Source organism: Edwardsiella hoshinae NBRC 105699 = ATCC 33379, from assembly GCF_000474215.1.
Taxonomy (GTDB): domain Bacteria; phylum Pseudomonadota; class Gammaproteobacteria; order Enterobacterales; family Enterobacteriaceae; genus Edwardsiella; species Edwardsiella hoshinae.
Map to the genome: position 1 here is coordinate 88,190 of NZ_BAUC01000012.1, position 14,146 is coordinate 102,335.

The following is a 14,146-nucleotide window of genomic DNA, read 5'->3' on the forward strand; positions in this document are numbered from 1 at the left end:
CACCGCTACGGATGCAACAGGCTGCCGCCGGAGCGGCGGCGATTTTGCGTGCCCTGGCCAATCCTGACCGTCTGCTATTGATGTGTCGTCTCAGCCAGAGCGAGGCATCGGTCGGCGAGTTGGAGGCGACGACGGGGATCCTACAACCGACGCTCTCCCAACAACTCGGCGTGCTGCGGCGTCTGACGCTGGTCGAGACCCGGCGCGAGGGCAAGCAGATCTTCTACCGCATCGCGGACCCCCGAACTCTGACGCTGCTGGAGACGCTACACCAGCTATACTGCCCGGCGCCGGATGAATCGGCTTAATGGTCGCCATCGCACTGCCAATGGCGGCACTTGCTCGTCTTGCCGATACCGGGATTCAGGGTGTTAGTCGGATCCTGGCGTCGGTAAAAATCGCGTAGCGGCGCTTTGGCCTGATAAAGGTGGCCGACGTTATGTTCCGCCGGGTACTCGGCCCCTCGTGCATCCAGCAATGCCAGCATCTGCGCCTTGATCGCCGCCACGTCGGCCCCCTTACGCACGATGTAATCCTGGTGAAAGACATGGCACATAAAGTGGCCGTAATACAGACGATGCAGTAGATCTTGTGTCAACGCCGCGGGCAATTGCTCGAACCACTGGCGGTCATTACGCCGCAACGCGATGTCCAATGCCAAGATATCCTCGACTTGATCGCTATGCACCGCCTGGTAACGGATAGCGGCGCCGGCGGCGGCGAAGCGGTGTAGGAAAGCCTTATTGCCCTCCTCTGGGCTACAGACAAAGAAATCCCCTTCCGCCTCGGCGAAGTAACGCCGCAACCACTGCTGAGCCTCCTCGATACCGTCGTCGGCCATCTTCAACAAAAGGTGATGTTGGTAGCGATCGCGATACTGCTTCAGACGCGGCGGCAAGTGGCTGGGCCATAGGCAGCTCAGCCCTTGCATGGTGCGATCCAACAGATGAGCCGGCAGCAACGGCACCTTTTCCGTCAAGGCGTCGATGCGCCCCTTAAGATTGAAGAAAAACGGCATGCGCTCCGTTCCCAACTTTTCGATCATCAGAAACGTATCCTTGCCGTAGCGCTCCGCGATATCGAAGATATCACGATGCATATACTCGCCGGCGACCGGCAAATGCGTGAAGTGAGTCAGGATATGACGCCGCAGCGTGCTCAGCACCTCGGGCTGATTGGTGCCGATGTAAAATACCTGCTGGCGCGATGCCGCGGGAAAGGTGTCCAGGCGTACGGCGAAGACCGCCAGTTTCCCCGCACAGCCGGAAGCCTCGAACAACCGGCGCTCATCGGCATTAAAGCGGGCCGGCGTGTCCGCGTCGACCTCTCGCACCCGTTGGGCATATTCCTGATCCGATGCTTGTCCCACGTCATGCCGGATCGCCTCATCCGTATAGCGCCGCTGTTGCAGATTGCTCAGGATTGCCTCCGGCGTATCGCCCAGGGCGATCCCCAGATGATTGATCAGCTCCGCCTCACCCCGCTCATTGACCCGGCCATACAACGCCATCTCCGTATAGGCCGGACCGCGCTGCACCAATGCACCGCCGGAGTTATTGCAAATACCGCCGATCACCGAGGCACCGATGCAGGAGGAGCCGATCACCGAGTGGGGTTCACGCCCCAATGGCTTGAGCAAGCGCTCCAAGTGCCACAGGGTAGTGCCAGGCAACGCCAGTACTTGACGCCCGCCCGCAAGGAGCTGTGCGCCATCCAGACGCAGGGTATTGATGATCACCAACTCACGATCATAATCGTCGCCGTGGGGCGTCGATCCCTCGGTCAGACCGGTATTGGCGGCCTGCATCAGAATGATGCGATCGGCCTCGACACACGCCTTAAACACCCGCCACATCGCCAATAACGTAGAGGGAAACACCACGGCCAACGCGCTCCCCTGACCGGAACGGAATCCTTTACAATAGCGCGCCATCTTGCGCGCATCGCTTAATACGGCGGTTGCGCCGACGATGGCACGCAACTGGGATAACAGTATCTCGGCGGGCGGAATCGCATGGCAATGAGGATGAGGCATGGCAACACTCCTGTGACAGACCAGAGGGGGGGATGTCCACAGAATAGTGTCGCGCGCCCAAAATTAACAAAGAAAAAACAGAATAATGCAAACTCAGTAACACTATCTCATGCGCTGCGACGAAACTAGCCCCCCCACGCCGCTTTGCGTTACCATGCGTCTCTTTTCATTATGAGGCGTCACCATGACCACGACCCTGTTTAAAGAGTTTCAGTTCGAAGCGGCTCACCGCCTGCCGCATGTGCCGCAGGGGCATAAGTGTGGCCGGCTACACGGCCACTCATTTCTGGTGCGCATTGAGATCAGCGGAGAGGTCGATCCCTATACCGGTTGGGTGATGGACTTTGCCGATCTAAAAGCGCGCTTTCAGCCGATCTACGATCAGTTGGATCACCACTATCTCAACGAGATCCCCGGACTGGAAAATCCGACCAGCGAGGTGCTGGCGCACTGGATCTGGGCACAGCTCAAGCCGCGCCTACCGTTGCTCAGCGCCGTCATGGTAAAAGAGACCTGCACCGCCGGCTGTACCTATCGCGGTGCCTGATCAACGAACGCCGGGGCGCAGGAACAGCACCGGCGTCACCATCAGCGCCATCAAATAGAAGGTGCTACTCGGACTATATTGATAGACCACACCAGCCAGCACCGTCATCAACGCCACGCTGCCCCCCATGCCTAACGCCGAATACACCGCCTGTAGGCGGATTACATCGCCGCCTTGCCGCGCGGAAATAAAGCGCATCGCCGCCAGGTGACACACGGTAAAGGTTCCGGCGTGCAGGATCTGCATCGCCACCAGCCAGGGCAGTGCCGTGGTGGCGCCCATCATCAGCCAACGCAGCAAGGCGCACAGGCAAGAGAGCAGCAGCAACCCCGACACCGTCCAGCGGCGGAATAAGCGATGGCTCAGGGCAAAGATGATCACTTCGGCGACGACCCCCAACGACCAGAGATAGCCGATCAAGGAGGCGGAGTAACCGGCCTGGCTCCAGAACAAAGTGCTGAAGGCATAATAGCCGGCATGGGCGCCTTGCAATAGCGCACAGCACAAGAGGAAACGCCATACCGTGCGTTCGCGTAACAAACGCGACCATGGGGTCACTTGGGCCGCCTGGCGCGCCGGGCCATCCTGTGGCGGTTTGCTCGGACGCGGCAGCATCCCCAGCAGCATCGCCAACAACCCGGCCAATAGGCTATACAAGATCGCCTGCTGGCCAAAAGCATTGACCAACTCACCCGTCACCGCCGAGCCGATGATGAAGGCCAACGACCCCCACAGACGCACCTTACCGTAATCCAGGCCGATCTGACGCTGCCAGGTGGCGGCCAGTGCATCGGTGAGCGGCACCAACGGGCCATAGAACAGGCTAAAACCGATCATCACCGCCAGCAGCCAAGCCCAGGCGTTACCCAACATAAAGGCGACCCCGGCGAACAGGGCAATCAGCGTCACCAGTCGCAACGCCACGATCAGGTGCGAGGTTTTCTTGACCGCCGGGGTGATGAACAGACTACCGAGAAAACGGGCCCCCATGCCAGCCCCCAGCAGTATGCCGATGGACTCCGGGGCGACGCCTTGAGCCTGTAGCCACAGACTCCAGAACGGCAGAAAGACGCCGAAAGAGAAAAAATAGGTGAAATAACTCAGTCCTAACCAACCCGCTGATGGCAGCATAACCTCTCCTTGCTCACCTACGCCGCCGCCCATTCTCTGCGCGGCCAGCGCTGCACGCTGAAAATAGCCGCCTACTTTAGCCATCCGTCCGGAGCCAGGCAAACGATTATTCGGCGCCGCCCGCCTCGGCGGCAACAGGCCGTACATTCAGTACGCGCACAGCGAGACTACAAGAAATGAGAGGGGTAACGGTTTTCGGATATTCCCTGCTTCACCTTAGCTGGCGACGCGCTATCATGCGCCGGTAATTAATCCATCAGGAGCGTATACCGTGACGCAAAGCCCGCACGTCGACTACCGTCAGATCGATGCCCGTAAGGCGGAGATCAATGAGCAACTATGGATGATTGAGATGGATCTCAGGCCCGATCGCCAACCGGCGTCACCGGCTCACCCGACCGGCGTCGCGCCGACAGCGCGTCGCTCGCCCCCGCCAACCCGGCGTTAACCTCGCCGCCGCCGCTATCGCTCCAGATCGCGGCGGCATGATTGTCACACGATATGTAAATACTTATGCGTCTGCATAGAGAGACGCCAGTTACGCGCTAAACAGGTGTCGATGCACAGACGCGTCGCCCCGGCTTTACACGAGATCGGCTGTAACGCCACCACCGGCGGCAACGCCCCCTCCAGGCTCGCCAATAGTGCATCCAACGCCGCAATATCACGCTCCCGCGCCACCGGATGCTTGATTTCATTGGCACGGCGCAGCGCCGAGGTCAACACCGTCATCCCGCCCCGCATCGCCACCTTCGGCGACACCGTCACCCAGGTCTGCGCGCTACAGCGCACCGGATGTGTGCCGCTGGTTTCGATCTGGCACTGATACCCCGCCTGCTCCAAGGCCAACGTCAACGGCAGCAAGTCATGTAGGCATGGCTCGCCGCCGGTGATCACCACATGGCGCGCCGCATAGCCGCGCCGTTGCAACAGCGCACACAGGGCGGCGACATCGGCGTTAGCCCAAGCATCACTCTCCGCTGCTTTCTCCACCACTTGCGCCAAGTCGACCTGGCGCGCCGCATCCTGCTGCCAGGTATGCTTACTGTCGCACCAACTACAGCCGACCGGACAACCTTGTAGGCGAATAAAAATGGCCGGCAGGCCAGTATAGAAGCCCTCGCCCTGAAGGCTGTGAAATATTTCATTGATCGGATACTGCATCGCTCTGCCTTTCTGTACACCGTTGCGGGCAGCCATTGTGGCAGATTTCACGCGGCGCGCCAAACCGCTAGCGATGACGGCCATCGAGGATAACTATTTGACTCACGGCATGCCATTGTTCACAAAATAGCTATACATTATAAAGATGGACGGGACGTCTGCGTCCCACAGGATCACGCCGTCGTGCGGCCCCGTTGACAGGACAGAGAGCGATGAACCCGTGGCAAATTCACCGATTGAGTGACTACGCGATCCAACCCTGGCACAACGGCCAGGGGCATACCCGAGAGATCATGCGGGAAGATAACCGCAGCGGTACGCGTTTCCGCTGGCGCCTCTCGATGGCCGACGTTACCCACGACGCGCCCTTCTCCCACTATGGTGGCTATCAACGCATCCTCTCCCTCCTGGAGGGCAACGGCCTGCTCTTGACCATCGACGGCACGCCGCAGCCGGTGTTGCATTGCGGCACCATCGCCCGTTTCTCCGGCGATAGCCGGGTCACCAGTCAACTGTGCGCTGGGGCGGTGCGTGATCTCAATCTGATCTACGATCCGCGCCACTACGGTGCCCGGCTACAATGGCTCGCCATTCGTCCCGAGATGCCGCCGCTACGCTGCCATGCCAGCACCATTCTGCTATTCTGCCGTGAGGGCGCGGTGACCCTGACCCCACTCGGGGCGAGCCAGGCGCTGCACCTTGGGCGCTATGACAGCGCCACCCTGATCACCCCCTGCCCTCAGACACATAGCTTGGATCTCAGCGGTCACGGTCAATTGGGGGTCTTCGAGTTAACGGCATTTCCCGAATGAGGCCGCCAGGCCTCCTGATGATTTCCATCCGCGCAAGGAGCAACCTATGTTAACAGTCTTTCCCGTCTTGGTGGTTGTGGCGCTGATCGTCGTCTGGTCGGCGATCAAGATCGTCCCACAGGGTTATCAATGGACCGTCGAACGTTTCGGGCGCTACACCCGCACCCTGATGCCGGGTCTGAATCTGGTGGTGCCATTCATGGATCGCATTGGCAGAAAAATCAATATGATGGAACAGGTGCTCGATATCCCCTCTCAGGAGGTGATCTCCAAAGATAACGCCAACGTAACCATCGACGCCGTCTGCTTCATTCAGGTGATCGATCCGGCGCGGGCCGCCTATGAGGTCAGTAACCTCGATCAGGCGATCATCAACTTGACCATGACCAACATCCGTACCGTACTCGGTTCGATGGAGCTGGATGAAATGCTCTCCCAGCGCGATATGATCAATAGTCGCCTATTACAGATCGTCGATGAAGCCACCAATCCCTGGGGGATCAAGGTGACGCGTATCGAGATCCGCGATGTGCGACCCCCAGCAGAATTAATCGCCTCAATGAATGCCCAGATGAAGGCCGAACGTACCAAGCGCGCCGATATTCTTGAGGCCGAAGGGGTACGCCAGGCCGCTATCCTGCGGGCCGAAGGGGAGAAACAGGCACAGATCCTCAAGGCGGAGGGCGAGCGTCAATCCGCCTTCCTCCAAGCCGAAGCACGCGAACGGGCCGCGCAGGCCGAGGCGCAAGCCACCGCCATGGTGTCTCAGGCGATCGCCGCCGGCAATGTGCAAGCGATCAACTACTTCGTCGCACAAAAATACACCGAGGCCTTACAACGCATCGGCGAATCGCAAAATAGCAAGGTGATCATGATGCCGTTGGAGGCGAGCAGCCTGTTGGGCGCCGTCGGTGGCATCAGCGAGCTGCTGCGCCGCGAGGGCGATAAGGATTGTCAGCCATGATGGCCTATCTGCTCGCCAACCCGCATGGCCTATGGCTGACGCTGGGTGGCTTGCTCCTGGCCGCCGAGTTGCTTGGTGCCGGCGGCTACGCCTTGTGGAGTGGCTGCGCCGCCCTACTGGTCGGTCTACTACACTGGCTGTGGCCGTTCGGCTGGGAGACGCAACTCACCCTGTTTGCGCTGTTGACGGTAATGAGCGCCCTACTCTGGTGGCGCTGGCAACGGCATAGCGCACGCGTGGAGACGCTGGATAGCGCCCTGAATCAACGCGGGCGTCAGTTGATCGGCCAACGCGCCACGCTAGAGCAGCCTCTGGTCAACGGCCATGGCCGCTTACGTCTAGGCGACAGTAGTTGGCGCATCACCTGCCGACAGGATCTTCCGGCCGGGCAATGCGTACAAGTACACGCCGTCAGCGGCATTACGCTTGAGGTTATTCCGTGCCCTCGGCCCGCTGAGAGCAACCGGCCAGGCCATTGATGATCGGGCAGTCGGCGCTGTCATCACCAGGACAAGCCTGGGCCAGCGTCGCCAGACGATCACGCATCACCTGGAGATCGCGAATATGCTGGTCAATCTCCGCGACTTTCCGCAGGGTGCGTTGTTTCACCTGCGCACTCTGGCGCTGCTCATCGTGGAACAACACCACCAACTCACGGCACTCCTCCAGGGTAAAACCCACTTGGCGCGCCTGGCGTAATAGCGTCAGCTCCTCCAGATGCCGCGCCGTATAGCGGCGGTAACCGTTCTCCCCACGCAGCGGCGCGGTGACCAATCCTTTCTCTTCATAAAAACGGATCGCCTTACTACTCAGGCCGGTTTTTTTCGCCACTTCGCTAATATTCATTTCTTCCCCTTGACCTTAACCTTGCAGGAAGGTTTAAGCTTAAATGCAATTGAGTTCTACGCCAAACCCTAAGCGGCCCGACCGCATCGTTGACGTAATCATTCGCGAGAGAGGTTTAACATGTCACAGACACAATTATTCGCTTTGCAGGGACTCTCCTGCATGAACTGCGCCAAAAAAGTCAAAAATGCGCTGGAGGCGCGACCCGATGTGGAGCAGGCCATCGTCGCCACCCCGCGTTACGCCAAGGTCAGCGGTAATGCCGACGCCGCCGCGATCATCGCCACCGTCGAACAGGCCGGCTACCACGCCGCCCTCGCCAGCCAACCAACCCTGCGCCTGGCGCTGAGCGAACTGAGTTGCGCCCACTGCATCGCCAGCGTCACGAAGGCGCTAGAGGCGGTGCCGGGCGTCGACGCCGTGTTGGTAACCCTGACGCAAGCGGACGTTTACGGCCAAGCCGACAGTGCGGCCCTGATCGCCGCCGTGCAACAGGCCGGCTACCAGGCACAGCTCGCGGAGGGCTCGCACCCAAAATCTGAGCCGCTGCCCCGTACTGATGCAGTGATGCCGGAAACCCCGGCAGCGGCTCCGCGTTCCACTCCGGCGCCCTCCGTCGCCGCCGCGCCTCAGGCAGACGACGACGACAGTGTTCAACTGCTGCTCGAGGGGATGAGTTGCGCCAGTTGTGTGCTGAAGGTACAAAACGCGCTGCAATCTGTCCCCGGCGTCGAGCACGCACGAGTCAATCTGGCCGAACGCAGCGCCCTGGTCAGCGGGCACAGCTCGCCACAGGCCCTGGTCGAAGCGGTGAAAAAGGCGGGATACGGCGCTGAGGTGATCCAGGATGAGAGCGTGCGCCGCGCCCGTCAACATGAGAGTGCCCAAAAGGCGGTACGCATGTTCCGTTGGCAGGCCGCTATCGCCCTGGGGGTAGGGGTACCGCTGATGGCCTGGGGGCTGTTCGGCGGCTCGATGACACTGAGTGAACAGAGCCGCACGCCTTGGCTGATCGTCGGCCTGGTGACGCTGGCGGTGATGATCGGCGCAGGCGGTCACTTTTACCGTAACGCCTGGCGTAGCCTGATGAATGGCAGCGCCACCATGGATACCCTGGTGGCACTGGGTACCGGCGCCGCCTGGCTCTACTCTATCAGCGTGAACCTGTGGCCCGAGATCTTCCCGCCGGAGGCACGGCACCTCTACTACGAGGCCAGCGCGATGATCATCGGCCTGATCAACCTGGGCCACGCCATGGAGGCTCGTGCACGCCAGCGCTCCTCCAGCGCCTTAGAGCGCTTGCTAGATCTGACGCCGCCCACCGCACGCCTGGTGACGGATGAGGGTGAACAGAGCGTGCCGCTAGCCGAGGTACAGTTAGGGATGACCCTGCGCCTGGTCACCGGCGATCGGGTGCCGGTCGACGGGGAAATCCTCTCCGGCGAGGTTTGGCTCGACGAGGCGATGTTGACCGGTGAACCGATCGCGCAGCAGAAAGGGCCCGGCGATCGGGTGCATGCCGGTACCGTGGTCACCGACGGCAGTGTGCTGTTCCGTGCCGCCGCCATCGGCAGCCAGACCACCCTGGCGCGTATCATCAAGCTGGTACGTCAGGCGCAGAGCAGTAAGCCGGCCATCGGCCAGTTGGCGGATCGCATCTCGGCGGTATTCGTGCCGACGGTGGTCGCCATCGCCGTGTTCAGTGGGCTGATCTGGTACTTCTTTGGCCCGGCGCCGCAGTTGGTATATACCCTGGTGGTGGCGACAACGGTGCTGATCATCGCCTGTCCCTGCGCTCTGGGCCTGGCGACACCGATGTCGATTATCTCTGGAGTTGGCCGTGCCGCTGAACTGGGGGTCTTGGTACGCGATGCCGATGCCCTACAGCACGCCAGTGAACTGGATACCCTGGTGTTCGATAAGACCGGCACGCTGACCGAAGGGATGCCAAAGGTGGTCGCCATCGAAACCCTGGCGGGGAACAGTGAAGCGCAGGTGCTACGCTGGGCCGCGGCGCTAGAGAGCGGCTCAAACCACCCGTTGGCACGCGCCATCATCGAACGCGCCGCAGGCGAAACCCTGCCGGAAGTCAGCCAGTTCCGCACGTTGCGTGGGCTGGGCGTCAGTGGCGAGGCGCAGGGGCATATGCTGCTGCTGGGTAACGCCGCATTGATGCGTGAACAGGGCGTCGATATCACGGCATTAGAAAGTCTGCTGGAGCAGCAGGCCGGCCAAGGCGCGACACCGGTCCTGTTGGCCGTCGACGGCCAGGCTGCCGCGCTGCTCGCCATCCGCGATCCGCTGCGTAGCGACAGCGTCGCCGCCCTACAACGCCTGCACGGTATGGGCTATCGTCTGGTGATGTTGACCGGTGATAACCCGCTCACCGCTCAGGCCATTGCTCGCGAGGCGGGGATCGATCAGGTGATCGCCGGTGTACTGCCGGACGGTAAGGCTGAGGCAATCAAGGCGTTACAGCACGAAGGTCACAAGGTGGCAATGATCGGCGACGGCATTAACGATGCACCAGCGCTGGCTCAGGCCGATGTCGGGATCGCCATGGGAGGCGGGAGCGATATCGCCATTGAAACGGCGGCCATCACCCTGATGCGTCATAGTCTGTCCGGTGTGGCCGATGCGGTGGCGTTGTCGCGCGCGACGCTGCGCAACATGAAGCAGAACCTGTTGGGGGCGTTCGTCTACAACTCCCTGGGGATCCCGATCGCCGCAGGGGTACTCTACCCGTTGACTGGCACGCTGCTCAGCCCGGTGGTGGCTGGCGCCGCCATGGCGCTTTCCTCCATCACGGTGGTGAGCAACGCCAACCGGCTGCTGCGCTTCACCCCTAAAGGGTAAATACGCTAGTACTTGGCGACAAAAAGCACCGGAATCCGGTGCTTTTTTTTCTTCATCAGGTAGCATGAACTATTTAGCATAGCGCGTAACGCTGCCAGCCCGCGTGCGGCGGCGCCCTTGCCGGAGGCATCATGTTCAAGCGACTACGGCGTCTGGCGGCCCGTCTCGGGCTGCTGCCCCCCCCTCACTACCCCTACCCGGCCTGTGACGTTACCTTGCCTGGCGGCATTCGACTGCATCTGGTCGCCAGTATTCATATGGGAAATGCGGCGATGTCACCGCTACCGGCGGCGCTAGCGCAGCGGGTCGCACGGGCGCAAGCGCTGATCGTCGAGGCGGATATTACCCGCGCCGACAGCGCCATCAGCAGCACACCGCAACCGCTCCCACTGGCGCAACGCCTGGATGCGACGCGTTATGCGGCCCTCGTGCGCCGCTGCCGGGAAACCGGCCTGGACGCCAGTCGGCTGGACAACTTTCCCTTGTGGCGCTGCGCGCTGCTGCTCCAAGCGCAACAAGCGCAACAGCTGGGATTAAACGGCGAGTTCGGTATCGATTACCAACTGCTGCTCGAGGCACAACGCGCCGTACGGCCCATCATCGAACTGGAGGGCGCGCAGAGCCAGTTGGCGATGCTGCACCACCTGCCGCACCAGGGGCGCGATCTGCTGGATGACACCCTGACCCACTGGCAGGACAACGCGCGTCTACTACAGATTCTGATCGGCTGGTGGCTCACGCCACCGCCAGTCCTACCGACACCGTTACCGATGACTTTCTGCCCGGCGTTGGCCGATGTGTTGATGGCGCAACGCAACCACGCCTGGTGTCAACGCCTACGCGCACTGCCGCCGGGAGACTATGTGGTCGCCGTCGGCGCCCTCCATCTCTTCGGCCCGCATGGATTACCTGAGCTGTTGGCCACCGGCGGTGAGGCAGCCTGAAAGGTTGGCTACCGCTGCCGAGCGCCCAGCGCGGCGGGCAGTCCCCCCACCAGTAAGAGAGTACTCAGGAGGTGAGTTTATCCAACGGCCAGGAGTCGAACAGGTAACCGTCGAAATCGATGGCATCGACATCGGAAAACGCCAGGAGTCGCTGCTTGACGTTTTCCAGGTGTTGCCACATGGCCAACTTGGCAGCACGCGCGTCTTTCTTGATTAATGCCGCCAAGATCTGGCGATGATCATCCAACCAGGCCGCGCGATAGCGAGTATCATTCAAGTGGCGATGCAGTTGGATCCACATCGGGTTATTCTCGCGCCACTGCCAGGACTGGCGAAAGAGATCCACCAACATGCTGTTATGGGTCGCCTCGGCGATAGCCAGGTGAAACTGCATGTCGCCGCGCTCCGGCCCTCCCGGCGCCGTTTGACTCAACTCACGTTCTTCTAGTTGCAGCGCTCGGCGCATCTTAAGGATGTCATCCCGTGTCGCCTGCAAGGCGGCAAACTCGGCGATATTACTCTCCAATAACTGGCGTGCCTGCAACAGTTCGAAGGGGCCGGCATCGTTGCCATCGCCACGCTCATCCTCTCCCTGCGGCAACGCTTCACGCACATAGATCCCCGCGCCACGCCGTACCTCCACCAGCCCGGCGAGCTCCAACATGATCAGTGCCTCGCGCACCACGGTGCGCGTCACCGCTAGCCGCTCGGCAAGCTCACGCTCGGCAGGCAGGCGCATACCGGGATGGTAGGGCGTTTCATGGATTAAACGCCGGATCATCTCCCCCACGGCCTGATAGGGCCGGGTCTGTGAACTGTTATGTCTCATTTTGTTAAACCAATCGACGGCGATTCCCTGGCGCCGGACTATACCACTTCGTGCGAACGCTGGGCACCACGCCCCGCCTAAACTGTCGGCGTGCACGCGCTTTCTCTCCCCACGCGCCCTACAACAGCCGTCGCTCCCCACTCCGGCCGTATCACGCCGGGCATATCGTATCCAACCACACTGGTCAACCAATACTCTCAGGCTCGCCATCACTACGCCTAACCGATTTATTGCCACGCATGATCATGCACTTATTAAACATAATCACCAGGCTTAAGCTAAAAACAACAGCTGAATACCATACGAAAATAAATCGATTAATCAATTTAATATTTAATTGAATTATATATAGCGAAGCAATGCCATTCTGCCCGGAATCGACCTGAGATGATGATGTTTCATGATAAGTGCATAAATTGGTGTGACAAGCATCGCTTTATTGGTCAACCAAATAACGCTAGCATAGCCACCAATTTAAAAGCAGGTAAATTAAAGGCAGGGATTTAATGCACATATTAAATATATTATGGGTCGTCTTTGGCATCGGTTTAATGCTGGTGCTCAACCTCAAGTTCCGCATCAACTCCATGGTGGCGTTGTTGCTGGCCGCACTTTCCGTCGGGATGCTGGCCGGCATGGATCTCATGGCCTTATTACATACCATGAAGTCTGGCTTCGGCGGCACGTTGGGTGAATTGGCGATCATCGTCGTCTTCGGCGCCGTCATCGGGAAGCTGATGGTTGACTCTGGCGCGGCGCACCAGATCGCCCATACGTTACTGGCCCGCCTCGGGCTCCGCTACGTACAGTTGTCGGTGATCATTATCGGCCTGATCTTTGGCCTGGCGATGTTCTATGAGGTGGCCTTTATCATGCTGGCCCCCTTGGTGATCGTGATCGCAGCGGAGGCAAAGATCCCTTTCCTGAAGCTGGCGATCCCGGCGGTCGCCGCCGCCACCACAGCACACTCGCTGTTTCCGCCACAACCCGGTCCGGTCGCCTTGGTCAACGCCTATGGCGCGGACATGGGCATGGTCTACCTCTACGGTATTCTGGTCACCATTCCTAGCGTGATCTGTGCCGGGATCATCCTGCCGAAATTCCTCGGTAACCTGGAGCGACCGACGCCCGCGTTTCTCAAAGCCGACGTCCCCGTTGACCGCGATAATCTGCCCTCTTTCGGCGTCTCGATCCTGGTGCCATTGATCCCGGCGATCATCATGATCTCGACCACCATCGCCAACGTCTGGTTGGTGAAAGGCACTCGCCTCTGGGAGATCGTAAACTTCCTCGGCTCCTCGCCTATCGCCATGCTGATCGCCATGCTGGTGGCCTTCGTACTGTTCGGCACCGCTCGCGGACACGATATGCAATGGGTGATGAATGCCTTTGAGAATGCGGTGAAAAGCATCGCGATGGTGATCTTGATTATCGGTGCTGGCGGCGTCCTGAAACAGACCATCATCGATACCGGCATCGGCGATACCATCGGGATGCTCATGTCCCACGGTAATGTCTCCCCCTACATCATGGCTTGGCTTATCACCGTATTGATTCGTCTGGCTACGGGCCAGGGCGTCGTCTCCGCCATGACGGCGGCCGGGATCATCAGTGCGGCGATCCTCGACCCGGCAACGGGACAACTGGTCGGCGTCAACCCGGCGTTACTGGTGCTCGCGACCGCCGCCGGCTCCAATACCCTGACCCATATCAACGACGCCTCGTTCTGGCTGTTCAAGGGTTATTTCGATCTGTCGGTGAAAGACACGCTGAAAACCTGGGGTTTGCTGGAGTTAGTCAACTCTGTGGTCGGTCTGATCATCGTCTTGATCATCAGCCTCGTGGCATAACCTCTGGTCAGCGGCGCTAGCGCCGCAACGATAAAAAAAGGCCAATATCACTATTGGCCAGTCAAAGAGGAATTCAACATCTTATTATTATACAGGCTCGCCCGCGGCGGGCCTGCTGCCGTTATAGGGTAACAACGGCCACGCGCCACTGGCAACCGTTATCGGCTC

Annotated in this window: 14 protein-coding genes; 9 read left to right on the top strand and 5 right to left on the bottom strand. The window is 60.2% G+C overall.

Translation table 11 applies throughout. From position 1 onward, the window contains the following. The first annotated feature begins 11 nt into the window (after positions 1-11). The gene (locus tag EHO01S_RS05390; RefSeq protein ID WP_035370241.1) at positions 12-308 is read left to right on the top strand and encodes an ArsR/SmtB family transcription factor; all 297 of its coding nucleotides are present in this window, start codon (positions 12-14) and stop codon (positions 306-308) included. On the opposite strand, the gene dld is transcribed toward EHO01S_RS05390, so the two are convergent. Beyond that, positions 305-2,035, bottom strand: coding sequence for a D-lactate dehydrogenase (gene dld / locus EHO01S_RS05395; RefSeq protein WP_024522997.1), 1,731 nt, complete (start codon positions 2,033-2,035; stop codon positions 305-307). The two genes, EHO01S_RS05390 and dld, sit on opposite strands and share 4 nt — an antisense overlap. 184 nt (positions 2,036-2,219) lie before the next feature. On the opposite strand from dld, the gene queD reads away from it, so the two are divergent. Then, positions 2,220-2,582: a 6-carboxytetrahydropterin synthase QueD gene (gene queD / locus EHO01S_RS05400; RefSeq protein WP_024522998.1), complete on the top strand. Its 363-nt coding sequence runs from the start codon at positions 2,220-2,222 to the stop codon at positions 2,580-2,582. Here the strand turns inward: queD and EHO01S_RS05405 are convergent, their stop codons facing one another. Continuing rightward, complete coding sequence (locus tag EHO01S_RS05405; RefSeq protein WP_024522999.1) at positions 2,583-3,713, bottom strand: 3-phenylpropionate MFS transporter; 1,131 nt, start codon at positions 3,711-3,713, stop codon at positions 2,583-2,585. A 271-nt stretch (positions 3,714-3,984) separates the two neighbouring features. On the opposite strand from EHO01S_RS05405, the gene EHO01S_RS19150 reads away from it, so the two are divergent. Further along, positions 3,985-4,161 (top strand): hypothetical protein, encoded by a 177-nt coding sequence (locus EHO01S_RS19150; RefSeq protein WP_167352262.1) that lies wholly within the window; start codon positions 3,985-3,987, stop codon positions 4,159-4,161. A 44-nt stretch (positions 4,162-4,205) separates the two neighbouring features. On the opposite strand, the gene queE is transcribed toward EHO01S_RS19150, so the two are convergent. Then, complete coding sequence (gene queE, locus EHO01S_RS05415) at positions 4,206-4,877, bottom strand: 7-carboxy-7-deazaguanine synthase QueE (RefSeq protein ID WP_024523000.1); 672 nt, start codon at positions 4,875-4,877, stop codon at positions 4,206-4,208. Between the two features lie 212 nt (positions 4,878-5,089). Here queE and EHO01S_RS05420 point away from each other — a divergent pair, with 212 nt between their 5' ends. Genes EHO01S_RS05420 through EHO01S_RS05430 form a run of 3 tightly spaced genes read left to right on the top strand, consistent with a single transcriptional unit; the run spans position 5,090 to position 7,132 of the window. Then, positions 5,090-5,689, top strand: a complete 600-nt coding sequence (locus EHO01S_RS05420) for a HutD/Ves family protein (protein ID WP_024523001.1) — start codon at positions 5,090-5,092, stop codon at positions 5,687-5,689. A gap of 46 nt (positions 5,690-5,735) precedes the next feature. Continuing rightward, the gene (locus tag EHO01S_RS05425) at positions 5,736-6,653 is read left to right on the top strand and encodes an SPFH domain-containing protein (RefSeq protein ID WP_024523002.1); all 918 of its coding nucleotides are present in this window, start codon (positions 5,736-5,738) and stop codon (positions 6,651-6,653) included. Then, positions 6,650-7,132, top strand: coding sequence for an NfeD family protein (locus tag EHO01S_RS05430; protein WP_024523003.1), 483 nt, complete (start codon positions 6,650-6,652; stop codon positions 7,130-7,132). Before EHO01S_RS05425 ends, EHO01S_RS05430 begins: the two co-directional genes overlap by 4 nt. On the opposite strand, the gene cueR is transcribed toward EHO01S_RS05430, so the two are convergent. Further along, positions 7,086-7,499, bottom strand: coding sequence for a Cu(I)-responsive transcriptional regulator (gene cueR / locus EHO01S_RS05435; protein ID WP_024523004.1), 414 nt, complete (start codon positions 7,497-7,499; stop codon positions 7,086-7,088). The genes EHO01S_RS05430 and cueR overlap by 47 nt on opposite strands. A 120-nt stretch (positions 7,500-7,619) precedes the next feature. On the opposite strand from cueR, the gene copA reads away from it, so the two are divergent. Beyond that, on the top strand, positions 7,620-10,355 hold the full coding sequence (gene copA / locus EHO01S_RS05440) for a copper-exporting P-type ATPase CopA (protein ID WP_024523005.1): 2,736 nt from the start codon (positions 7,620-7,622) through the stop codon (positions 10,353-10,355). Positions 10,356-10,486: 131 nt separating this feature from the next. Beyond that, on the top strand, positions 10,487-11,299 hold the full coding sequence (locus EHO01S_RS05445) for a TraB/GumN family protein (protein ID WP_024523006.1): 813 nt from the start codon (positions 10,487-10,489) through the stop codon (positions 11,297-11,299). 64 nt (positions 11,300-11,363) lie between these two features. Here EHO01S_RS05445 and uxuR read toward each other — a convergent pair whose 3' ends face one another. Next, positions 11,364-12,128: a Uxu operon transcriptional regulator gene (gene uxuR, locus EHO01S_RS05450; RefSeq protein ID WP_024523007.1), complete on the bottom strand. Its 765-nt coding sequence runs from the start codon at positions 12,126-12,128 to the stop codon at positions 11,364-11,366. 506 nt (positions 12,129-12,634) lie between these two features. Between uxuR and gntP the strand changes: the two genes are divergently transcribed. Beyond that, positions 12,635-13,978 (top strand): gluconate permease GntP, encoded by a 1,344-nt coding sequence (gene gntP / locus EHO01S_RS05455; protein ID WP_024523008.1) that lies wholly within the window; start codon positions 12,635-12,637, stop codon positions 13,976-13,978. Positions 13,979-14,146 lie beyond the last annotated feature (168 nt).